General features: G+C 47.1%; 24 protein-coding genes and 5 tRNA genes. 3 read left to right on the forward strand and 26 right to left on the reverse strand.

Going from position 1 to position 22,911, the window contains the following annotated elements; translation table 11 throughout:
- The 20 genes from AB1K83_RS15945 to acpS all read right to left on the reverse strand — a co-directional run bounded on the left by AB1K83_RS15945 (position 1) and on the right by acpS (position 12,131).
- A tRNA-Arg gene (locus tag AB1K83_RS15945) sits at positions 1 to 77 on the reverse strand.
- A gap of 18 nt (positions 78 to 95) precedes the next feature.
- A tRNA-Leu gene (locus tag AB1K83_RS15950) sits at positions 96 to 182 on the reverse strand.
- A 67-nt stretch (positions 183 to 249) separates the two neighbouring features.
- Positions 250 to 325, reverse strand: a tRNA-Lys gene (locus tag AB1K83_RS15955).
- A gap of 144 nt (positions 326 to 469) precedes the next feature.
- Positions 470 to 544: transfer RNA gene (locus AB1K83_RS15960), tRNA-Gln, on the reverse strand.
- 52 nt (positions 545 to 596) lie between these two features.
- Positions 597 to 668 (reverse strand) — tRNA-Glu (locus AB1K83_RS15965).
- Positions 669 to 899: 231 nt separating this feature from the next.
- Entirely contained in the window at positions 900 to 1,361 is a 462-nt protein-coding gene (locus AB1K83_RS15970; protein ID WP_413059281.1) for a SprT family protein, read from the reverse strand.
- Between the two features lie 10 nt (positions 1,362 to 1,371).
- Entirely contained in the window at positions 1,372 to 3,537 is a 2,166-nt protein-coding gene (locus tag AB1K83_RS15975) for a Tex family protein (protein WP_413059214.1), read from the reverse strand.
- A 110-nt stretch (positions 3,538 to 3,647) separates the two neighbouring features.
- Positions 3,648 to 4,244, reverse strand: coding sequence for a PP2C family serine/threonine-protein phosphatase (locus AB1K83_RS15980; RefSeq protein WP_413059215.1), 597 nt, complete (start codon positions 4,242 to 4,244; stop codon positions 3,648 to 3,650).
- On the reverse strand, positions 4,244 to 5,029 hold the full coding sequence (gene sigB, locus AB1K83_RS15985) for an RNA polymerase sigma factor SigB (RefSeq protein ID WP_413059216.1): 786 nt from the start codon (positions 5,027 to 5,029) through the stop codon (positions 4,244 to 4,246). Before sigB ends, AB1K83_RS15980 begins: the two co-directional genes overlap by 1 nt.
- A complete protein-coding gene (gene rsbW / locus AB1K83_RS15990) occupies positions 5,004 to 5,477 on the reverse strand; it encodes an anti-sigma B factor RsbW (protein ID WP_413059217.1) in 474 nt (157 codons plus the stop codon). Before rsbW ends, sigB begins: the two co-directional genes overlap by 26 nt.
- Positions 5,464 to 5,802 carry an anti-sigma factor antagonist gene (locus tag AB1K83_RS15995; protein WP_413059218.1) on the reverse strand — a complete coding sequence of 113 codons (339 nt, stop codon included), beginning with the start codon at positions 5,800 to 5,802 and terminating at the stop codon, positions 5,464 to 5,466. Before AB1K83_RS15995 ends, rsbW begins: the two co-directional genes overlap by 14 nt.
- A gap of 79 nt (positions 5,803 to 5,881) precedes the next feature.
- Positions 5,882 to 6,892: a PP2C family protein-serine/threonine phosphatase gene (locus AB1K83_RS16000; RefSeq protein WP_413059219.1), complete on the reverse strand. Its 1,011-nt coding sequence runs from the start codon at positions 6,890 to 6,892 to the stop codon at positions 5,882 to 5,884.
- A 14-nt stretch (positions 6,893 to 6,906) separates the two neighbouring features.
- The gene (locus tag AB1K83_RS16005) at positions 6,907 to 7,308 is read right to left on the reverse strand and encodes an anti-sigma regulatory factor (RefSeq protein ID WP_413059220.1); all 402 of its coding nucleotides are present in this window, start codon (positions 7,306 to 7,308) and stop codon (positions 6,907 to 6,909) included.
- A 2-nt stretch (positions 7,309 to 7,310) separates the two neighbouring features.
- Positions 7,311 to 7,673 (reverse strand): STAS domain-containing protein, encoded by a 363-nt coding sequence (locus tag AB1K83_RS16010; protein ID WP_413059221.1) that lies wholly within the window; start codon positions 7,671 to 7,673, stop codon positions 7,311 to 7,313.
- Positions 7,670 to 8,500 carry an STAS domain-containing protein gene (locus AB1K83_RS16015; protein ID WP_413059222.1) on the reverse strand — a complete coding sequence of 277 codons (831 nt, stop codon included), beginning with the start codon at positions 8,498 to 8,500 and terminating at the stop codon, positions 7,670 to 7,672. Before AB1K83_RS16015 ends, AB1K83_RS16010 begins: the two co-directional genes overlap by 4 nt.
- A gap of 143 nt (positions 8,501 to 8,643) precedes the next feature.
- Complete coding sequence (locus tag AB1K83_RS16020; protein WP_041071628.1) at positions 8,644 to 8,994, reverse strand: type II toxin-antitoxin system PemK/MazF family toxin; 351 nt, start codon at positions 8,992 to 8,994, stop codon at positions 8,644 to 8,646.
- A gap of 4 nt (positions 8,995 to 8,998) precedes the next feature.
- On the reverse strand, positions 8,999 to 9,289 hold the full coding sequence (locus tag AB1K83_RS16025; RefSeq protein ID WP_413059282.1) for a transcriptional regulator: 291 nt from the start codon (positions 9,287 to 9,289) through the stop codon (positions 8,999 to 9,001).
- A gap of 133 nt (positions 9,290 to 9,422) precedes the next feature.
- Positions 9,423 to 10,568 (reverse strand): alanine racemase, encoded by a 1,146-nt coding sequence (gene alr, locus AB1K83_RS16030; protein ID WP_413059223.1) that lies wholly within the window; start codon positions 10,566 to 10,568, stop codon positions 9,423 to 9,425.
- A 65-nt stretch (positions 10,569 to 10,633) separates the two neighbouring features.
- Positions 10,634 to 11,632 (reverse strand): LolA family protein, encoded by a 999-nt coding sequence (locus AB1K83_RS16035; protein WP_413059224.1) that lies wholly within the window; start codon positions 11,630 to 11,632, stop codon positions 10,634 to 10,636.
- Between the two features lie 139 nt (positions 11,633 to 11,771).
- A complete protein-coding gene (gene acpS, locus AB1K83_RS16040; RefSeq protein ID WP_413059225.1) occupies positions 11,772 to 12,131 on the reverse strand; it encodes a holo-ACP synthase in 360 nt (119 codons plus the stop codon).
- 70 nt (positions 12,132 to 12,201) lie between these two features.
- Between acpS and AB1K83_RS16045 the strand changes: the two genes are divergently transcribed.
- A complete protein-coding gene (locus AB1K83_RS16045) occupies positions 12,202 to 12,825 on the forward strand; it encodes a rhomboid family intramembrane serine protease (RefSeq protein ID WP_413059226.1) in 624 nt (207 codons plus the stop codon).
- A 37-nt stretch (positions 12,826 to 12,862) separates the two neighbouring features.
- Here the strand turns inward: AB1K83_RS16045 and AB1K83_RS16050 are convergent, their stop codons facing one another.
- The 6 genes from AB1K83_RS16050 to AB1K83_RS16075 form a co-directional block, all read right to left on the reverse strand.
- A complete protein-coding gene (locus AB1K83_RS16050) occupies positions 12,863 to 14,374 on the reverse strand; it encodes a PH domain-containing protein (protein ID WP_413059227.1) in 1,512 nt (503 codons plus the stop codon).
- Positions 14,364 to 14,843: a PH domain-containing protein gene (locus tag AB1K83_RS16055; RefSeq protein ID WP_413059228.1), complete on the reverse strand. Its 480-nt coding sequence runs from the start codon at positions 14,841 to 14,843 to the stop codon at positions 14,364 to 14,366. The genes AB1K83_RS16050 and AB1K83_RS16055 overlap by 11 nt, the downstream gene beginning before the upstream one ends.
- A 123-nt stretch (positions 14,844 to 14,966) precedes the next feature.
- Positions 14,967 to 16,460, reverse strand: coding sequence for a DEAD/DEAH box helicase (locus AB1K83_RS16060; protein ID WP_413059229.1), 1,494 nt, complete (start codon positions 16,458 to 16,460; stop codon positions 14,967 to 14,969).
- Between the two features lie 560 nt (positions 16,461 to 17,020).
- A complete protein-coding gene (locus AB1K83_RS16065) occupies positions 17,021 to 17,710 on the reverse strand; it encodes an alpha/beta hydrolase (protein ID WP_413059230.1) in 690 nt (229 codons plus the stop codon).
- Positions 17,707 to 19,083 carry a UDP-N-acetylmuramoyl-tripeptide--D-alanyl-D-alanine ligase gene (locus tag AB1K83_RS16070; RefSeq protein WP_413059231.1) on the reverse strand — a complete coding sequence of 459 codons (1,377 nt, stop codon included), beginning with the start codon at positions 19,081 to 19,083 and terminating at the stop codon, positions 17,707 to 17,709. Before AB1K83_RS16070 ends, AB1K83_RS16065 begins: the two co-directional genes overlap by 4 nt.
- 12 nt (positions 19,084 to 19,095) lie before the next feature.
- Positions 19,096 to 20,163 (reverse strand): D-alanine--D-alanine ligase, encoded by a 1,068-nt coding sequence (locus AB1K83_RS16075; protein ID WP_413059232.1) that lies wholly within the window; start codon positions 20,161 to 20,163, stop codon positions 19,096 to 19,098.
- Positions 20,164 to 20,419: 256 nt separating this feature from the next.
- Here AB1K83_RS16075 and AB1K83_RS16080 point away from each other — a divergent pair, with 256 nt between their 5' ends.
- Both AB1K83_RS16080 and AB1K83_RS16085 read left to right on the forward strand, forming a co-directional pair.
- Positions 20,420 to 21,613 (forward strand): FtsW/RodA/SpoVE family cell cycle protein, encoded by a 1,194-nt coding sequence (locus AB1K83_RS16080; protein ID WP_413059233.1) that lies wholly within the window; start codon positions 20,420 to 20,422, stop codon positions 21,611 to 21,613.
- 110 nt (positions 21,614 to 21,723) lie between these two features.
- Entirely contained in the window at positions 21,724 to 22,905 is a 1,182-nt protein-coding gene (locus AB1K83_RS16085; protein ID WP_413059234.1) for an FtsW/RodA/SpoVE family cell cycle protein, read from the forward strand.
- Positions 22,906 to 22,911: the final 6 nt, after the last annotated feature.

The following is a 22,911-nucleotide window of genomic DNA, read 5'->3' on the forward strand; positions in this document are numbered from 1 at the left end:
TGGCGCGCCCGACAGGAGTCGAACCCATAACCTTCTGATCCGTAGTCAGACGCTCTATCCAATTGAGCTACGGGCGCCCCTAAGTTTCAAAGTTTTGGTGCGGTAAAGAGGACTTGAACCTCCACGGGGTTAACCCCCACTAGGCCCTCAACCTAGCGCGTCTGCCATTCCGCCACTACCGCGTCGTTATTTTAGCGACTACTCTAGTATACCACCCTCACAGAGAATGTCAACAACTTTTTAATAAAGTGGTGAGCCATGCAGGATTCGAACCTGCGACCCTCTGATTAAAAGTCAGATGCTCTACCGACTGAGCTAATGGCTCGTTGCTATTATAGGTATTGAAATTAATTATTCTTCATAGTTCATGATCATTCTTATCCGATTACTTTAGCCTAGTTTGTGTTTTGCTCAAAACCCTTCGGGTCTTTCGCAAAGTTTTTTTATCCGCGAAGCGGCTAAAAAAACTTGGCTGGGGTAGCTGGATTCGAACCAACGAATGACGGAGTCAAAGTCCGTTGCCTTACCGCTTGGCTATACCCCAATAAGTTTGCATCGAACAGAAACTTCTGTCCTTCTATTTTCATAAGAAGAGATGACCCCTACGGGATTCGAACCCGTGTTACCGCCGTGAAAGGGCGGTGTCTTAACCGCTTGACCAAGGGGCCATATAATTGATTGGTGTCTCGGGAACAACGTTGTTCCTAACCGACTTTTTCTATTATAGACAGTGTTGTTCAATTCGTCAACTGTTTTTATAAACTTTTTTTATATCTTAGCGAAAACGCCCTCAAATCGCTGATAAGAACAATAGCCACAATACTATTTTCTCTATTCAACGGGCGCTTCACACAACTGGACGCGCCCACAAATTTAGCAGCCACCTGTCTTTATCCCACTTATTGAATCGAAGGCACTTCGATAATAGCTCCCGCGCACTTGCCACACCGGTACTTCTTTGGATCCATTCTTCGTTTCCTTCTATAAGAGAGATGGCAATTGGTGCATTTGTAGAAATGGAGTGTCGACTGTCTTCTTCTCGGCTCGGCCAATGCTTTGCAGTAGCGGGGAGAGTCTGTCTTTTTCATCAGTTCCCGAAAATCCTGATCTCCGTGCCGATATCCTCTTCCTTCTATATGAAGGTGATAGTGGCAGAGCTCGTGTTTAATAACACCTATCAATTCTTCCTCTCCGTGCATTTCCCATACGAGCGGGTTAATTTCGATGGAGTGGTCGGACAGTTTGTATCGTCCTCCCGTCGTCCGAAGCCGCCCATTGATTCGGGCGACGTGACGGAACGGTTTGTGGAACACATCCATTGAAATGGTTTCAATCAGGTTTTGCAGCTTTTCTTCTGTCATTTGCATAAGATTATCCCTCTTTTGACACCGGAGGCAGCATGGTTAATGAAATCCTTCCCTTTTCCTTATCTACCCCATCTACCCAAACGGTTACGATATCACCAGATGAAACAACGTCCAGCGGGTGTTTGACGTAGCCTTTTTTCATTTTGGAAATATGGACGAGTCCGTCTTCTTTTACTCCGATATCGACAAACGCACCGAAGTCGACTACGTTCCGGACAGTTCCCTGCATCTCCATCCCTTTGGCTAGATCATCCATATCCAACACATTCGCTTTTAACAATGGTTGCGGATAATCTTCTCGCGGATCCCGATTCGGCCGTTGCAGTATTTCGAGAATATCTTTTAATGTCACCTCTCCGACTCCGAGCTTTTCCGCTAATGCTTTGCTATCGATTACCGCCAGTAATTCAGCCGTCTCTTTTTTGCCGATAGAATGTTTGTCGACTCCTGCCTCTTTTAATACCTGTTCGGCCAAGTCGTAACTTTCGGGATGTATACCTGTAGAGTCGAACGGATCGGCCGCTTCCGGAACCCGGAGGAATCCAATTGCCTGCTCATATGTTTTCGCCCCTAGCCGTGGCACTTTTTTTAATTGGCCCCGTTTTGTAAACAGACCATTTTCTTCCCGGGCTTTCACTATGTTTTCCGCAACTGTCTTTGACAATCCCGCCACATATTGCAATAGGGACGAAGACGCTGTATTCACATTGACTCCCACCCGGTTGACCGCTGTTTCCACCACGAATGATAGAGACTCCGCCAATCGTTTTTTGGAGACATCATGCTGGTATTGGCCCACCCCTACTGATCCTGGATCTATTTTCACGAGTTCCGATAGCGGATCTTGCAATCTGCGTGCAATGGAAACAGCGCTTCGTTGCTCCACTTGTAGCGTTGGGAACTCTTCCCTCGCTTGGACAGAAGCTGAATACACACTCGCTCCCGCTTCATTGACAATCACATAGGATACCGGAGATGAGGCTTCTTGAATGCAGTCTGCAATAAATAATTCCGTCTCGCGCGAAGCCGTGCCATTTCCGATAGCAATCAATGTAATCGGGTACTTTTCCAGTAATGCCAGGATAGTCTGTTTCGACTTTTCCTTGTCAGGCTTTGGCGGATGCGGGTAGATGACACCGATTTCGAGCAATTTCCCTGTTTCGTCCACAACTGCTAGTTTGCAGCCTGTCCGGAATGCCGGGTCCACTCCAAGCACGAATCTCCCTTTTAACGGAGGTTGCAATAGAAGGCTTTTCAGGTTTTCTGAAAACACATGAATGGCCTGTTCTTCCGCCTTTTCGGTCAAAGTTGCACGGATTTCTCGTTCCACCGATGGAGCAATCAACCTTTTAAAAGCATCTCCCACCGCTTCCTTCACTTGTTCAGTAGCAGGAGAGCCGGGCTTGCGGATGACCTGGTGTTCAAGAACTCCCAAAATTTGTTCAGATGGGAAAGAGATCGAGACCCGAAGCACTTCTTCTTTCTCTCCTCGATTTAAAGCGAGAACGCGATGAGGCACAATCTTTTTCAACGGTTCTTCATATTCATAATAGTTTTCAAAGACATTCCGTTCGTCAACTGCCTCTTTGCGCACTGCCGAAACAATTGTACCATTGGCCCAAGCACGCTCCCGCACTTTGTCCCGAATAGCAGCGTCATCTGCCACCCGCTCGGCGATGATGTCACGTGCTCCCGCCAACGCTTCTACCACAGTCGAAATGCCTTTCTCCTCATTTAGAAAAGGCTCGGCCAATTTTTCCGGAGACTCGGTAGAAAAGGACAGCAAAGATTCCGCAAGCGGCTCTAATCCTTTCTCAATCGCTGCCATCGCCCGGGTCCGTCTTTTTTGTTTAAAAGGACGATATAAATCTTCAATACGTTGAAGAACGGTCGCTATCTCGATCGCCTTCTTCAACTCGTCATCCAGCTTGCCCTGCTCCTCGATCAAGCGAATGACTTCTTCTTTCCGTTGTTCAAGTGCTTTTATATACTGGTAGGAGTCTTCCACTTCTTTAATTTGGACTTCATCCAAAGAACCCGTTTCCTCTTTACGATAGCGGGCAATGAACGGAACGGTATTCCCTTCCTCCAGTAATGCAATCACTTTTTCCACTTGGCTCAGGCGAATGCCTGCCCTTTTGGCTGTTGCTTTCGCTACATGCTTCGTCAATCCCATCACCCTTCCTTCAATGCAATTATTTTAACATAGGTGCTGTTAAACTTGCGTATGAAAACTGTTTACAGCAATATAGGAGAACACAAAAAAACCTGCTCCATTAGTTAAAGAAGCAGGCGTCCCGCTATAAAAGTGGCATCATCGTTGTGGTTAATCGTCGGGATGACATTTTGGGAAAGCTTATAAGGCTCTTTGCTGTTTTTCAAACAAGATTTGGGACTTTTTAAAACAACCCCGTCTGAATGAAGAAAAAACAAATCGCCAGTCTGATACTTACATTGATGCATTTTCAGCTTTTGCGGCTTTCCGGACAGATACCCCATGACCGGCAGAGGGTAAACCATGTTCACTTGGTCCTGCAATATGTAGAACCGTACATTTCCCACGCAACTGTACTGTACTGTTTTCGTTGTGAAGTCCACTTTCACAATCGCAACTGCCGCTCCGCGTTTGTGCATCATTTTCAGATTACAACGCATTAATAACTCATCGACTGTCTCATGATGAAACTCTTTTAAAATATCGGGAATGACTTGAGCCGATTGATTGGCAATCGGCCCATTGCCCAACCCATCCGCAATTGCACAGATGAAATAGTCATTCTCCGAGTGTACGAAATAGGCATCACCAGATATTTGATTTCCATTTTTTGCTTGTTGATATATATAGGCTTCAACATGTTCGTTGACAAATATCTCCACTATGATGCACCACCAACCGACAATATGGCTTCCTGTAGTTTTTTAATCGCTTTGCGCTGGAGTCTGGAAACGTGCATTTGGGAAATGCCGAGGCGTTCTCCCGTCTCTTTCTGGCTTAACTGTTCAATATATGTATATTGAATGATTTGCCTTTCCCGTTCTGACAAGACATTGAGCGCATTGGAAACGATCAGGCGCTGATCCGTTTTTTCGTACTCGCCGTCCGTTGAGCCGATTATATCGAAAAGAGTCACCGTGCCACCTTCCGAATCGGCCTCCAATGTATGATCCATAGATAAAGCTTGATAGCTTCGTCCCATCTCCATGGCTTCGAGGACTGATTCTTCATCGACCTCCAAATGCTCTGCAATCTCGCTGACCAACGGCGAACGTTGCAGTTCTGTTGTCAATGTTTCAACTGTCGCTTTGATACGCGGCCCCAACTCCTTGATACGTCGCGGCACATGGACAGCCCATGTTTTGTCTCGCAAAAACCGTTTAATTTCTCCGATGATGGTGGGGACGGCAAACGCTTCAAAACTTTTCCCGAATTCGGGGTCATATCGACGGATCGCTCCAAGTAATCCAAGCATCCCGACTTGCACGATGTCTTCATAATACGGTTTTCCGCTCGAATATTTCCGCGCTATCGAGTGCACCAGACGCTCGTAATGCAGGACGAGATTCGTCTGCGCCTCTTCGTCATTGTTTTCTTGGAACTCTTTGATCCACTGGAGCACCTGATCCTTTGTTCCTGTTTCACGAGGAGATTGTTCTCTCGACATCCTCTTCCCCTCGCTCTCTACCGAGATATTTGGTCATGAAGACCGTCACACCTTCTTTCTGATGGATCTGTACGCTATCCATTAGCGTTTCCATCAAATAAAGGCCTAACCCACCTTCCCGGAGAAATTGCACTTCTTCCTGCTCGCCATAGGGGCCGATATGTTTTTTCATTTCATCAAAGTCAAAGCTTTTTCCATGGTCTGCCACCATGATTTCTATCCGGTCTTCGTAAAGGGCACAACCGACGACCACTTCACCTTCTTCGCCTTCTTCATACGCATGCTGGACAGCGTTCGTAATTGCTTCACTGGAGGCGATTTTCAAATCCTCGATTTCGTCGTATGTAAATCCGAGACGGCTTGCGAGACCAGAGATTGTTAAACGGGCAACACCCACGTATTGCGCCTTCGCAGGAACACGAATTTCAATATAATCATACGGTTGCATCTTGGTCCCCACTTTCTTCTACGATGTCCATCACTTCCACTAAGCCTGTTATATCAAAAAGCCTTTTCAAGCGGGCATTGACACCTGTAATTTTCATGTGGCCCCCATTCGATTTGACGGTTTTATAGAAACCGACAAACACACCGAGACCCGTACTATCCATATAATCCACTTCAGATAAATCCAACTCTGTTTGCATCCCTTCGGTCACTTCCACGGATGCAAGACGCTCCCTTAACATCGGTGCCGTAAATGCATCAATCTCTCCGACAATCTTAAAGCAATGAACACTATTATTTTCTAGCAACTCAACTTGTAAAGTCATATCCACACCCCATACTCTCTGTATTGATTTGCACGCATAGAAAACGCGCTAGTGAGTTATTTACCCTATCCATCCTAATTTAAACGTCATCCGTTTTTTTAAATATAACAATCGTAAAATCATCATGCAGGATAAAGTTTTGCAGACTCGCAAGCTTGTCATATAGGGAATTCGCAATCTCCTGAGCAGAATCTTCGCTCACTTCCTCTATCATGGCTTCGATCTCTGTTTGATCAATAAACCCATCCTCGGTCCGGACTTCTGTCACGCCGTCCGTCATGATAACGATAAAGTCGCCCTTCTCCAACTCCACGGACCTCTCTTCGTAAACGACATTTGGTTGAACACCGAGAAGAAGCCCTTTTGCATCCAGCTCCACAAACGTTCTATTGGAAGCTTTAAATAAAAGAGCCGGCTCGTGCCCTGCAGACGCATACGAAAAAGTGGAGAGATCGGCATTATATTTTCCATAAAACATGGAAATGAACATCGACTCATCCACACTTTTTTCAACTATCCGGTTAACGATATCCAACACATGATGCGGACTCGTATTTTCTTTTTGTAAACTGTCCATGCCGAACTTGACCATCGACATGCAGAGCGCAGCTGGAATCCCTTTTCCGATCACATCGGCGACGGCTACACAAGCTGAATTCCCCGTCTCATTCAAGAAATAGATATAGTCTCCACTCATTTGCTTGGCCGGTTTCGTCAAATAGCCGATGTCCAACCCTTTTATTTCGGGTATCTTCGTTTTCAATAAAGTGTCTTGGACTTTCGTTGCAAGATTCATCTCCACTCGAATTTCTTCCTGCTTCCGGATCAGGCTTTGATGTTCTTGCAAGGCTAATCCATAGTGGATCATCATTTCAATCAGGAAATCGTAGGTCAGCATCAATTCTGTCGGAAGATCGGGAAATAATTCGGCCACTCCCGTCTTGTGCATGCTGATGACTTCCTCCGGAGCAATATTCTTCTCTATAAACTGCCTGCTAAACTGTTGACCAAAGTATAGGCCCTCTTCGCTTTGATTATCTATGTATTGCTTCAAGAGGGCTCTATATTGTTTTCCCACCTCTTTGGGCATCCCTGTTCATCTCCTTAACGGAGCCATTTGGTTGCAGTAATCACTGTTCCCACGCCAGGTTCCGTTTCCACTTTGAATTCATCCATCAATCTCTTGACGCCAGGCATCCCGGCCCCAAGGCCTCCGGAAGTGGAAAACCCATCTTCCATCACTTTGCGGACATCTGGAATTCCCGGTCCTTCATCGGATGCGATAATGAGCATTCCCGTCGAACCGCCAGTGGCCAACCTTTCAATTTCAATTTTGCCTTTCCCCGCATAAAGATAAATATTTCTTGCCAATTCACTTATGGCCGTTGTAATGCGCGCCTGATCGACTGTACCGAAACCAATTTGCTTCGCTTCTTTCCGGCCTAACTGTCGCGCAGCAACAATATCCCATTCCGTGTATATATCCACAGAAGACCGGTAATTCATGCTCAGGCCTCCAGTTCTTTTTGAAGTTTTTTCAACCCGTTTTCAAGGTCAAGCGCAGTCATGACCTCCTCTAAACGAATACCGAGCTCGATTAGCGTAATAGCAACGGCAGGTTGTATACCCGTAATGACTACTTTTGCCCCCATCAGGCCGGACATACTAATGACATCGCCCAGCACTTTGGCGATAAATGAATCGATAAAGTCAATCGGGGTTAGGTCAATGACTACTCCCCTTGCGGATGTTTCATATAACTTCACTAATAGATCCTCTTGAAATTGCAATGCCTTCTGATCGTCCAATTCCCACTGGATGGACACGATGAGTGTATCGTCAAGCTTCAAAATCGGTATGCGCATATTCATGATTCTTCAACCTCCACTATGCTTCGGTTTGTCAGTGCCAGAGCCTCCTGCATCCCACGCTGTAGTGTGCTAGTTGTTGTAAATTCGTTGAGATTGATGCCCAGAGTCACAATCGTTTGAGCAATTTCCGGTCTGATTCCGACTAGCATGCATTTCGCCCCAACAAGCCGAACGGCATCTGCTGCTTGGATAATATGGTGTGCAACCATTGTATCTACAACAGGAACACCCGTAATATCCAGAAGGACCACTTCTGCCCGCTGTTTTACAACACCTTCCAACAAATTTTCCATGATCAGCTTGGCCCGCTCCGTGTCAATCGTACCGACGAGCGGCATGACCGATATTTTTTCAAATACAGGAATGAGTGATGCGGAAAGTTCCTGCAATGCAATCCGCTGCAAACTGACCGTCCGCTCCCACTCCGTGGAATAGGCTTCGATCATGCTTTCACGAAGCGGCGTGATCCAGTTCAGGAAGAGCCGGATATAATCACGCATATTGGTGTTCCCGATCACCTGGTGGTTCTCTAAAATCTTGAAAGTGATCGTCATAAAATTATCAATTGCCTTATTGACAAACTTGATGGACCATCCGAAGCGGACCACTTTTTCTGTGAAGTTCGCCAGTTTCTCGGAATTGATTGTATCTCCTTCCGCAATGTTCGAAGTCATCAACTCTGCAAATTCTTTGCTTGTTTTATCTATCAAATCTGTCGGCATGAAGTGGAAAAAACGTTCTCCTTTTTCATCTTTCATCACTTCTTGCCATCTTTCTATAATCTCGTCCATGTTTTCTCGAATTCCATTGATCATCTGCATATTCATATTGTAACGGATTGCCTCCTTCAACTGACATAGTCGTTGTAATTCAATTGTATCGAAAAACGATGAGGAAGACACGTTTTTTCCTTCGTACAAACAAAAAACGCGATGAAGTCAAGCTCCATCACGTTTTTTAATATGTATGCTCAAAATTTGACGAGGCCAAAGCTTATTTCCAACGCTTCATCGACCTTTTCCATCAAATGATCATCTAGCTGTGTAATTTTATCAGTCAGCCTCGACTTGTCGATCGTGCGGACCTGTTCGAGCAGAATTACCGAATCCCGCTCGAATCCGTAACGCGCCGCATCGATTTCAACATGTGTAGGCAATTTCGCTTTTTGGATTTGCGCAGTGATAGCCGCAATGATCACTGTCGGACTGAACCGGTTTCCTATGTCATTTTGAATGACTAGGACCGGCCTCGTCCCTCCCTGTTCAGAACCGACAACAGGCGACAGATCTGCAAAAAAGACGTCTCCACGTTTAATTGCCAACTCTTCATCCTCCGCTTACGAGACGTTCCACCGTATGCTGGGCTTCAAACTCAACATGCAAGCATTCCGCGGCAATTTTCAGATTAATTTGCGACATTTCGACATAGCCTTTTATCATTTCTTCTCGGATCGTATCCGCTTCATAGTCTGACACATATCGCCTTGTCGAAATATAAACGAAATCACCGCGTTCCGGCTCCTGATGGACGACCGTATGTTCATTTTCATTCAGCATCCGTTTCGGAATCTTAACAATGACTTCCTTCATGTTTTTATTAGCTCGCAACGTCAGCACCTCCGACAAACCCGTTCCCTCTTTTCTATACAATTCCATCTTACCATTGAACATCGACAATGAGAAGACATAGAAAGAATTTTACTGACAGGTTTCTGCAAATTAACTGGAGGTTTTGTCGAAAGCGCGAGTATTATACACGTTGTCCATTTTTCGTTGCGTATATCCGTGGGATCCTTTCCTTGAAGGACACCATAATTTCGTATGGGATTGTATCGAGTCGTTGTGCCCACTCTTCCATTGTGATTTCTTCGTCTCCTTGCGTTCCAATCAGCACGACCGGTTCACCGATTGGAAATTCACGCGGGAGCCTTACCATACATTGATCCATGCAGATCGTCCCGACAATCGGTGCCCTCTGGCCGCCTACCAGGACGTCCTGGCCTTGCAAGCTTCGGCGCAGACCGTCCGCGTAGCCGATCGGAAGCGTCCCGATCCATTCATCTCCAGCCGTTTCGTATGTTCCGCCATAACTGATCGGATTCCCTTTTTCCATCATCTTCACATGCGAGAGTTCCGTTATGAGCTGAATAGTCTTTTCCAACCGGAAAGGGAGTCTCTCCGCCACATAAGCAGATGGCGGCAGGCCATACATACTGACGCCGAACCGGACCGCGTCCAGCGCATATTCAGGGTAAAGCAACGCCGCTGCACTATTGGCGGCGTGTACAAGACGAGGCTTTGCGGGAAATCGGTTGACCAAGTCCATGAATACCTTGAACTGTTTTTCCGTATGGCGCGGATCCTCCTCATCCGCCCGGGCAAAATGCGTAAAAACTCCATCCAGTTCCACGTCGCCCGAATTATCAATCATCTGAATCAATGCTGACAGGTCGCCCGCATCCCGTATCCCGATTCTACCCATTCCCGTATCAATTTTCACATGAACCTTCAACTTTTTTTGAAATGAAGGGGAAGGTCTCCCTTCCACTACCGAACGCAACCATTCCGTGCTAGACACAGTCACCGTAATACCCAGGGCAGCTGCCCTGTCGGCAAATTGAAGCGGAGACGGCCCCAGAACAAGGATATCTCCCATGATACCTGCTTCCCGCAGCTGAACCGCTTCATCCGGAGTGGCGACGGCAACGAGTGCCGCACCACTCGCTAAAGCGGTCTTCGCTACTTCGACGGCGCCATGGCCATATCCGTTCGCCTTTGCAACCGCAATGATAGAAACGTTCGGACCTAAATGCTTTTGTAAGTTTTTAAGATTGTGCTGAATCGCCTGGAGATCGACAATCGCTTTTGTCGGGCGATAATGAATAGGGTTTCCCATGAGCATCCCTCAAATTTGTGTAATAGCCCTATTATTATTCCCCAACCTTCCTTCGTCAATCCATTTTATTTCATTGCTTCCGGCTGCATGGAGGCGGCGACCTCAATTAGTTCAGCCTGCGTCAGCATATCGGACGCAATGAAGAACGAAACGCCATCGCTTTCCCAACTGATCGACTTTTCAGTCAGGGCAGCCACTGTGAATCCGAGATCGACGGGATCCCCCTCAACGGAAACCGGTAATGTGCTTTCCGGTTTCGAAGCCGGTTCTTGAACGATGATGAACTCTTTCGTTCCGCCATATGTCATGAAAGATCGGATTCCATTTTCAGTTTGTATTACCTCTTCGTCGACTAACGATACACCCTCCCACTCGACTGAAGGAAGATAGGTTGATAGGGCCATACTTTCTTTTTCAGCCGGTGGCGATTCCGTACCCGACTTTTCCATTTCCACCGCATAATCGGCCGGCTTCCGCTCCATACCTAGCGAAATTTTTTTAAACGTGATGCGGATCTTCTCTTCTTTATTCTCATCCAAGATAGACACATGTTTCGGAAGTAATGTCTTTTTATCAATATGAATCTGTTGGGTCGGCAACACTTTCTTATGGTTATTCCGAGTTGCGGTTTCGAAGATATACGTTTTGTCTTTCTCGGTCATGATCGCATTTTTATCCGCCTTAATATCATCGGACAAGGCGCCGATTAAATATGCTTGGCTATTCTGGGCTGGCCAATCGCTCTGGAATTTGTAAGTCTTGCCTAGAGAAGGAGTAATGACGAAAACCCCTTCCTCGTTGCGCACGATCATCTGGGAATCTTCGCTACCCTCTTGCGTCACATTGACCCGATAAAAATCAGGCTTCGTATGCCAGACACTGACATCGTACAAACGCGGTTCCGACCCTGTTTTGATTTCCATTGTCGCTTGCAGATCATATCCTTTCGTATCACTCCACTTCCCACTTAGCTTCTTCATGACATCCTCTTTCGATGGAGATCCACATGCCGCAAGGAGTACCATGATGACAACTAACAAAAAAGCAACTAATCGGCTACGCATTACAGTTCATCCTTTCTCATTTCAATCGGGTAGGTCATCTTATGAGATTGGATGAGCATTTATGCGAGACGTTTCAAAACTTGTCTCTGTTAATTTTTCAGACGATCCCGCCAACAACGGGCCAGTCTAAGCCGGAAACTCAAGGTGTTTCAAGGAGGACCACTTGCGCAGCCGCCACCGTTTGGGTATGGGTGATGGACACCAACCCGTTGGCCGGCTCCCCTCGGAAATAAAGGACCGGCTTTCCTTTCGTATCGGATAAAACGGCGATATCCTCAAATCGGCATGCCGCCCCGATCCCCGTTCCCATCGCTTTGGCGAAAGCTTCTTTCGCCGCAAAACGGCCAGCCAAAAACTCAATCCGCCTATGGGACGCGAGAGATTCATAGGAGACCATTTCTTCTGCAACCAAAATTCGCTTTCGGAATTTATCCGACCTCGCATCCATTTGGGCGATTCTATTTAATTCCACGATATCGAGTCCAATTCCTGCAATCATTTTAAGAGTTACCTCCTTTCCTTCCTGCATAGATTATCTGTATAATGAGAGGACAGATTGAGGTGAAAATATGTTTATTCGTACAGAGAGCTTTGCACAATATATCCGACTTTATCCGGTCGTCACCGTGTTGTTGGCTATTAATATCGCCATCCATCTTGCGACGATGCTTCCTTTTGTCGGAAAACCCATCTTATTTAGTGGGGCCGGCGCCAACTATTTGATCGCGGAAGGCGAGTGGTGGCGTTTGGTTACTCCAATGTTCCTCCACTGGGGGCTGATGCACCTGTTATTTAATATGTTTTCGCTATTCATTTTCGGACCTGAATTGGAGAGATTTGCAGGGAAACTTCGGTTTCTCACCATTTATACGCTGTCCGGCCTATTCGGCAATATCGCCACATTTTTCTTGAAAGACCCGATGACCATCAGCGTCGGGGCGAGCGGTGCGATTTTCGGTCTATTTGGTGCATTCGGTGCACTCGTCTATTACACGAAAAATGCCTTTCCACAGTTACGGCAAATCATGATGCCGATCATTATCATCAGCTTGATTATGACATTTCTCCAGCCAAATATTAATATCGTTGCCCATATTACCGGTTTCATCGTCGGCTTTTTAATCGGACTTAGTTACTTCCATCCGAAGCGCATCGTCAGCTGGAGGAAAAAGAAAATACATCGCGTCAAATAAAGGAGGCCGGCGTCATGCCGGCCTTTTTGTATAGACTTTATTCCATCGCCTGTTCCGCCGTTGTTCCTTTTTCATACCAAGAGAGGATGCGTTCGGCTTCTGCTTGATCCATGTGATGCACATGAAGCTGATGAGTGCCCATTCCCGACTTGGCAGTGGCCACGACCGTCGCCACCTGTTTCCGCCGGTGAAAATAACTTTGTTTCATGTCCATGGATTGAATACGTTTCTTCATGACAAACGCCGTTTGCAGGCTAATGCCCCTGAAGCGCATTGTCAACTGATGGCCGAAGAGGTCATAGGCGGCTGATCGATGCTGCCACATGCCGAGCACGATGATAATCGGGATGAGAGCCAGCGAAATGAGACCATAGGGGAAGAAGAAATATGTAATCGCCCCAATAACCGGCAGCACCCAAAGAAAGTCTATCCGGTAATAGAAGGGCCTTCCCCGTAATGGCAATTGATGGGCGGGTTCACTGAAATTCAACTCCGGAAAAATTTCATGCAGCGGCTCCCAAATTTCTTTTTTCTTGATTAACGGGAACAAGGTGATTTTGGAACCTTCCACCGCACCCCCAGCACTATGGATGGCAACTGTCGCATAACCGAATAATTGACGAAGCGGATTTTCAATGACACTGACACTTTGGACTCGTTTGAGCGGCACGGTAATCCTCTTCTTTTCTAAAAGCCCTCTCGTAATGACCATATCCTCGCCTTCCAGCGCCACGGTAAAGCCATAATGGGACAATAACGTCACGAATACGGATAAAATCCAGACAAGAAGCAACCCGAGGAATAGCGTGATAGCGACAATGAGGAATCCGAATTTGATAAATGCAGAGAACTCCTCAAACATCCAGTCAAAAGGGATTAAATCAGAAAACTGCGATAGAAAGATGGCGACACCGGACAAAATGACTCCGATCCCCCCAGATGTAGTAGCCAACAATAACAGCTCATCGGTGGATATCGTGAAGATTCTCTTCGAAACAGGAGCTGTCGCCACCGACTCCTCCGTCCAATCATCCAATTCCAATAGACCATCTGCTGGAACAGGAGGTACCTGCCTTCTTTGCTTCGCTTGCGCCATTTCTTTTTCAATCCGGTTGGCGGCTTCTTTTGTAATCGCCGTCAACTCCGCCTCCGCTTTCGTTAGCGAGGAGCTGCCGGCCGTCTCCACCCTCACCTTAACGAGCTGGAACGGGCGGTGGAAAATCCCTTCCGTATAGTCCAAACTTTGAATCCGATCGAAAGGAATATACCGCTTCTTCTTGACGAACAAGCCCGACTCGATCCGCAACTCGCTCTCCTCAAACCAGTAGACAAACCGCTTCCACTTAATGATTCCACTTATTAGAAAAAAGAGGACAATGACGCCAAAGAGAATAAAAGACCAATATTCATACCATTTCCCTCCGGCAGGCACTCGCCACCCGTTTGCTACAACCAAGAAAAGAAATGGGAATATCATTTCCTTCATCATTTTCAACGCCTCGATGACCGCTGCCACCCAATGTAATTTGTAACGGTTCTCAGACATCATCTTCCGCCACCCTTGCTAACACGGAAATCCGGCTCCGCAACTCATCCGCCTCTTCCATCAATAGCGCCGGGATGGAATGATTTGTAGCAGCCGTGGAAATGGTGATGACCGACAAGCCGTATTTACGCAGAATCGGTCCTTGCGACGTATCGACATGCTGGACGCGCACCATCGGGATCAACGTACGCGTGACGATGAAAATCCCATGCTGCAACTCGATTTCGGATTCCCGTACCTCATAGCGCCACCGCATCCACCGCACTTTCGGAAATAAATAAATGACTAAATAGGCGAAGACCAAAACGACCACTCCTGCTATCACATAGACCCATGGCGGCCAATCAAATATGTATGCTAACGAGCCGACCCCGGCCGCCACTAATAGAATGAGCATCGTCTGCAACATGCCATAGACACGCCAGACCGCAAGCCCTTTTTTCGATATCCGATTGACTGGTTGCGCCCGCATAAGAATCCTCCTCTACTTCTACCTACAAGTTATACGTATCGTAACCGAAAATGTTTCATTTTTCCTAATCCTCCGGAATCAAAAAAATCCAGGACGCGCCAATAGCACGCCTGGATTGATTCATTACCGATCGTATTTACTGGAACGTGAGCGATTTCCGTCTCTACGCGAGCCGTCACGACCACCGCTGCGACGGGATCCGCCGCCACCCTGGCCACGGCCGCCTCCGAATGAACGGCTGCCTCCGCCGCGATTGCCTTTATAGCCACCGCGATCTCGTGAGGAAGTCCGGCGCATCGGCAACGGACGCTCTTCCGTGATGGAAACCGGCGTACCGTCCGGTTCACGTGTCAATGATTTGATTGCAGCTGCCACCAAGTCATTGGCATCGAATTTTTCTAGCAATTCTGCTGCCAGCTGGGAGTAATCGCTCAATTCGTTTTTCTCGATGACTTCCGTCAACTGTGCTACTGCCACGCGTTGCTGACCGATCAAAGCCTCATCCGAGGATGGCGGGCGAAGAGGTGTCATGCGTTTTTTCGTCGTTTCCTCTACAATTCGCAAGTATCCCATTTCACGAGGAGTCACGAATGTAATAGCCATCCCGCTTTTACCTGCGCGGCCTGTCCGACCGATCCGGTGTACATAGCTTTCCGGGTCTTGCGGAATATCGAAGTTGTATACATGGGTGACGCCTGAAATATCGAGCCCACGCGCCGCCACATCCGTTGCGACGAGAACATCGATTTTATTCTCTTTAAATTGGCGGAGAACCGACATCCGTTTCGCTTGCGTCAAATCGCCATGAATCCCCTCCGCCAAGTATCCACGGATGCTTAACGCATGTGACAACTCGTCGACTCGACGCTTTGTCCGTCCGAAAACGATCGCCAACTCCGGTTGGTGGACGTTTAATAGACGTGTTAAAACATCGAATTTTTCGCTTTCATGCGCTTTGACGAAATATTGGTCAATGTTCTCGACCGTCATCTCTTTTGATTTGATTTTGACCATTTCCGGGTTTTTCATGAACGTTTCCGCGATTTTGCGGATCGGTCCAGGCATTGTTGCCGAGAACAGTAACGTTTGGCGCTCTTCCGGCACACTTGCCAAAATCGTATTGATGTCTTCAATGAATCCCATGTTCAACATTTCATCCGCTTCATCCAATACAAGCGTTTGGACTCCGGATAGTTTCAACGTTTTACGGTTAATGTGGTCCAAAATACGACCTGGTGTCCCTACGACAATTTGCGGATTATTGCGCAACGCACGAATTTGGCGTCCGATCTCCTGTCCTCCATATACGGAAAGGATGCGAGCTCGCTTGCCATAGCCGATTTTGTAAATTTCTTCCGAAACTTGGATGGCTAATTCACGTGTAGGTGCAATGACAAGTGCCTGTACTGCTGGATTGCTCGTATCAATTTTTTCAATAATCGGAATTCCGAAAGCAGCTGTTTTCCCCGTACCTGTTTGGGCTTGACCAATGATATCGCGGCCTTCCATACCAAACGTGATTGTACCTTCCTGAATTGGGGTGGCTTCTTCAAAACCCATTCGCTTAAGTGAATTTTGGGTTGATTCACTAATATTTAACTCTGAAAAATTTGTCAAACTTCTCAATCTCCTTTTATTTTTTCATTTGACAATTGGTTACATTTTCAAATGAAAGCGCGGCAAATTAGAGCCTGGAAAAGAACGTTTTCCGATATTTTGGCATCTCTAGGGAAGCGTTCTTCCAAAGATGGTATCGTTGAAAAGGAAAGCCCGGTCTTTTGCCGAGCGGTTCGGTCAACACGTTTGTTTTAGGAACTTACTCCGGTTGATCAAACCTCTTATTCAAAAAAAAGTACTCTTCAGCTGTTGAAGAGTCACGTGTAAATGTATCCAATGCTCACTACAGTGTATCATGCCCAATCCAGCCATGCAATCATTCAGCTTTATTAGTAATAATCAGTTTATTGCCCACTTTTTTCTAGGGAAATTGGCATAGATCCGAGAGTTATTTCAATTGAAGTATGAACGGATTGCGTGAAATTATGAGTCCTGGTTAAAAATTATGAGCAATTTTCGTGACTTATGAGCGCCGGACAGGAAGTATGAGCGGTCCTCACGAAGTATGAGCGCTGGCGAGAAATGAGCAGGCAGGACCTCTTCCACGGGCCTGCCGCTATTCATTTCTCCATAAAAGCAAGAACTTCCTCGAACCAGTTGTGGCAATCATCGCTGTAGCAAATATGGTGTTTTCCCATTTCGGATTGGATAAGCACCTTTTCCGTGGAACCGAGGGATTTATATAGATGTTCCGCGGAAGCGAACGGGACGATGCCGTCTTTTTTACCTTGGACGATGCACACCGGCGTCTGGATGAGGTCGTAATATGGCTCCACCGTTTTGACGACACGTAGAAATTCGATGGTCGCTTGGATCGGGGTGTTGGTTAATTTGTAGTTGTACAAATGATAAAACGTATTCGGGGTGTGTTTTTTCGTAATTGATTCCGCCAGCATGGCGCGAATATCATCCAGTAAAATGCGGGGGCTGATATATTTGGCGGCAGCACTCAGCAGGACTACTCTGTCGGTCTTATAGCGAAGGGCAAGGTAGAGGGCAATTAAACCGCCCATTGAGAAACCGACTACCATGACCCGGTCGACTTCTTTTTGCAACTTACGAAACGCGGTTTCCGCTTCCATCAACCACGAGGCGGCCGATCCTTTTTCCAACTCCAATTTCACGCCGTGTCCCGGGAGCGTCGGCACGGCGATGGCCCAATCGGTCTTTTCCTGTAAAAAATCCACGAACGGACGGACTTCAAAAGGTCCGCCCGTAAAGCCGTGGATCAACAAAACACCCGTTTTCATTGCCTCTGTTTCCACTCTTCCAAAATGTTTTCGAGCGCCATCCCTCTCGATCCTTTTAATAAAACAATGGAGTGTTCACTTGTATATTCGGCAAGTTCGGCAATCAACGGTTCATACGCCTGCTCCGACCAATGCAGCTTCTGTGTGAAACCACGACGTTGCAGTTCGTCGTACAGCCATTTCATCCGGGGACCGAATAGCAAGACTCCGCTCAACTCCAATGTCACGATATCATCCGCGAGTTCTTCGTGATATCGCTTCTCTTCCTCTCCTAGTTCGAGCATGTCGCCGAGCACGAGCCATTTCTCTGTCCGCAAACTAGACTCTGCCATGAACCGCAAAGCCGCCCGCATCGAAGTTGGCGCTGCATTATACGCATCATTGATGAATAACGCACCGTTGTCTGCAACAATCGGCTGCATGCGCATTGCGGTGAGCACACTGTTTTGCAAGGAAGCCCGAATCGCCTCTTTTGAAACCCCGAGTTCATTCGCAATCAAGATGGCAGCAAGTGCGTTTTTCACTTGGTGTGCACCATAGACCGGGATTGTGAAGTCCCCTTCCAATAATCCGGCCGTTGTAAAACGGCTCCCCTCATCCGTCGATTCGATTTCGGCTGCTGTCAACGCAGCGCCAGGAGAAAAGCCGAATGACACGGCGTCCAATCCTTCCTGCCGCACAACGAGCTCTTGCAATAAAGGCTCATCACCATCGAAGAATAATTTGCCTCCTTCTTGCAGGCCATCGATAATTTCAAACTTGGCCTTGGCGATGCCAGCCCGTGAACCGAGGTCCTGCATATGCGCTTCCCCGATATTTGTAATAACCGTGTAATGAGGTCGGGCAAGATCCGATAAAAACGAAATTTCGCCGAAGCCGCTCATCCCCATTTCCAATACAGCCACTGCCGTCTCTTCCTCCAATGAAAGAATGGTCAATGGCAAACCAAGCTCATTATTGAAATTGCCTTCCGTCTTGCGCACGTTGAAGTAAGGCGCAAGGACACTGGCGATCAAGTCCTTGGTCGACGTTTTTCCATTCGATCCGGTGATGCCGAGCACGATGCAGTCCAGTTCCTCCCGGTACGCCCGGGCGAGCTGTTGCAGGGCCAACTCTGCATCTTCGACAAATAAAAGAGGAACATCTGCCGGAGGATTTGGCTCATCCCGCAACCAAAGTGATGCGGCAGCCCCTTGCTCCACCGCTTGTTGTACGTACTGGTGGCCGTTGACACGTTCGCCGCGGAACGGGATGAACAGATCACCTTCTGTCACAGATCGTGAATCGATGGAAACCCCTGTCACGAGTACATTCTCAATATGTTGGCCATCTGTATTCAGCCAAGCGGCCAGTTCGTTCAATTGTCGTTTCATTCCTTACCACGCTCAATCCATTGTATATTGTAATGTTTGTTTTTCTGCATGCCGTTCCAAGGCCAGTTCGATCAGTTTGTCAATCAATTCGGGATAGGAGACACCCGTTTTTTGCCAGAGCAATGGGAACATGCTCGTCGGTGTAAAGCCCGGCATCGTGTTCACTTCGTTGATGAGCACTTCATTTGCAGCAGTGACGAAAAAGTCGGCCCGTACGAGTCCGGCGCAGTCCAGCACTTTATATGAGCGGATCGCCATGTCTTTCATCGTCTCTGCCACATCTTCCGGAATGTCTGCTGGAATGACGAGCTCAGTGCTTGTATCTTGATATTTTGCTTCGTAATCGTAGAAAGCGGCTACTGGCTTGATTTCCCCGGCTACAGAACAGGCAGGTTCATCATTGCCAAGGACACTCATTTCGATCTCGCGCGCGCTTACGCCTTGTTCGACGATGATTTTCCGGTCGAATTTCAATGCCAATTCCACCGCATCCATCAATCCTTGACGGTCTTCCGCTTTGCTGATGCCGACACTGGAACCGAGATTTGCAGGCTTGACGAACATCGGCCAACTCAACTCCTGTTCCATCTCATCCAGCAACCGTTCTTTCCCTTTTTTCCAATCGCTGCGGATAAAATGGACATACGGCACTTGCGCCAATCCGGCTTGTGCGAATAATTGCTTCATGACGACTTTGTCCATACCAGCTGACGAAGCAAGAACCCCGTTTCCGACATACGGCAAATTCATCACTTCGAATAGCCCCTGGACCGTTCCATCTTCTCCATTCGTTCCGTGAAGAAGGGGGAAGATGATATCCGGAATGCCTTCTCCGTTCAGGAAGCTTTGGATATTATCCGGCTTGCTATCCCCTTCTCCCTCGAGCCGCAATTCTTCAATCGTTTGGGCAGGTTGAGTCAGCGGCTTGCCTTTGCGCCATTCACCCTCATACGTAATATAAATTGGAATCACTTCATATTTTTCAAGATTGACCGCATTCGTCACGGCTCGCGCTGTCGATAACGAAACTTCATGTTCCGCCGACTTCCCTCCGTAGACCAATCCTAACTTCTTCTTCATATTGGTTCCCCTCACTGTCCGTTAGTTTTCATTCCTTTACTTTACCATGAAGTCGACCCTCTCATGAATAAAATATGTCTGCGCCTACTACGAAGTTTCCTGAAAGGTTTGGAATCAATCACCTGTCGCCACAAATTGTGGAAGAAATGAGGAAACTTCATCCAATCCCCTTCGTCCAATAGGTACATATGCATCCACGCTCCCGTTGCGTTATACTAAAATATGTGAATACTACTAGACTGTTAGGTGGATTGAAATGAAACTTACAAATAGGCCGGCGGATAAATTCGATTGGACGCTGGCCTTTATTTTATTATTATTCTCGATCGTCAGTTTTTTCGCCATCGGGTCGGCGCAAACATCCGGTCAATACGGCATCAATTATGTCGCACTGCAAATCCGCTGGTATTTTCTTAGTATATTCATCATCGCCATGACGATGTTTTTGGAGCCCGAACAATATAAGAGACTTTCCTGGTGGCTCTATGGCATCGGAATCTTCCTCTTATTGTTCCTTATGCTAGCCCCCGGGGGTGATGGGCAAATTGCTGAAATTAAAAATGGGGCGAAACGCTGGCTACGGTTGCCGATCATCGGAAAGATCCAGCCTTCGGAATTTATCAAAACTTTTTTTATCCTCGGCATGGCCAATATGGTCGCCAAACACCAACAACGATATTCGAAACAAAAAAAGACGCTCCAGCAGGATTTCCTGTTGCTCGGAAAAATCCTGCTCATCTTGCTGGTACCATTAGGTTTCATTATGAAACAGCCCGATTTGGGGACCGCTCTTGTCTTCATCGCAATTACGGCGGCCATCGTCATCGTGGCCGGGATCTCCTGGAAGATCTTGCTGCCCCTATTTCTGACGGCAGCCGCCGGAGGAACAAGCCTGTTGTGGATGGCGTTGTACGCTCAAGACTTCATGACAAAGCTCGGTTTTTATCCACATCATTTTGAACGGATCTATTCGTGGATCGATCCGCATTCTTATCCGACTGATGAAGGGTATAACCTGATTCGGACGATGTCAGCAATCGGTTCCGGTGAATTGACGGGGAAAGGGTTCCAAGGACGGGAAGTCTATATCCCCGAAAACCATACCGACTTTATCTTCAGCGTGATTGGTGAAGAATACGGATTTGTCGGATCCAGTATCGTCATCACTCTCTTTTTTATCCTAATTTATCATTTGACGAAAGTGGCTTTGGAATTAAGGGGGGACCCATTTAGCGTATACGTTTGCACAGGAATCATCGCAATGTTGTCGTTCCATGTTTTCGAGAATATCGGGATGAACATCCAGCTGTTGCCGATCACCGGTATACCATTGCCTTTCATCAGCTATGGCGGAAGTTCCCTTTTCAGCAATATGCTTGCAATCGGGTTGGTCTTCAGTATGAAATTCCACCACCGGACCTATATGTTCAGTTCGGAAGAGGACGAATGAGGTCCTTAAGGATGGTGAGTTTTATTTGAAACAATTGACATGGGCAGCGCTGTATGGAATCCGGTATAATAGAAGTCTGCAATAATTTAGTAAGGGCAAAGGTGACACCTATGAGAACAGAACAAAAACCGATGGAGCGTTTCGATTGGACGCTCGCCTTCATCTTGCTGCTATTCGGTATAATCAGCTTAATCGCCATTGCCTCCGCTCAAACGACGGGACAGTATAATCGGAACTTCATCCCGTCTCAGATCCAATGGTATGTCGTTGGGGCTGTGATTATCGCACTCGCTATGTATTTGGAGCCCGAACAATATAAAAAAGCCGCTTGGGCCATTTATGGGGGCGGTATATTTCTATTGGCCATCCTCTATATTTTACCGGAAAGTATGGAACTTGTTTCGAGGCGAAACGGTGCCAAAAGCTGGTTCCATCTACCGGGCATCGGGAGTATCCAGCCTGCGGAGTTCATGAAAACTTTCTTTATTATCGGCATGGCACGGATGATCACTAAACATCATGAGAAATTTGTAGAGAAGTCGATTAAGACTGATTTTTATTTACTCGGAAAGATCGGAGTCGTGCTCCTTATTCCGCTGACGTTCATTTTACTACAGCCGGATTTAGGGACGGCGCTGGTATTCCTGGCCATCACCGTCGCCCTCCTCATCGTCGGAGGAATTACGTGGCGCATTTTGTTACCGCTATTTGTCGGTACAGCTAGCATAGGCGCCACCCTCCTTTGGATGGCGATGTATGCGCAGAATTTTCTTGCCGGATTCGGATTCAAGCCATACCAGTTCCAGAGGATCTATTCCTGGCTCGACCCTTATTCGTATTCGTCCAATGAAGGACGCCATCTCATTACATCTCTGAATGCGATTGGATCCGGAGAAATTTTCGGGAAAGGGTTCCAAGGCCGTGAAGTGTATGTAGCGGAAAGCCATACCGACTTCATCTTCACGACGATCGGGGAAGATTGGGGATTCGTCGGTGCCAGTCTCGTCATTTGTATGTATTTCTTCCTCATTTACCATTTGACGAAAATTACGCTGGAATTAAAAGACCCATTCAGTACGTATATTTGCGCGGGAATTATCGCTATGATCACTTTTCACGTTATCGAAAATATCGGCATGACGATTCAGTTGTTGCCAATTACCGGAATCCCCCTTCCGTTTATCAGCTACGGCGGAAGTTCTCTCATGGGGAATATGCTCGCTATCGGTCTCGTGTTCAGCATGAAGTTCCATCATCGCACGTATATGTTCAGCTCGGATGAAGATGACTAAAAAGGA

The sequence above is a fragment of the Sporosarcina sp. 179-K 3D1 HS genome, from assembly GCF_047228905.1.
GTDB lineage: Bacteria > Bacillota > Bacilli > Bacillales_A > Planococcaceae > Sporosarcina.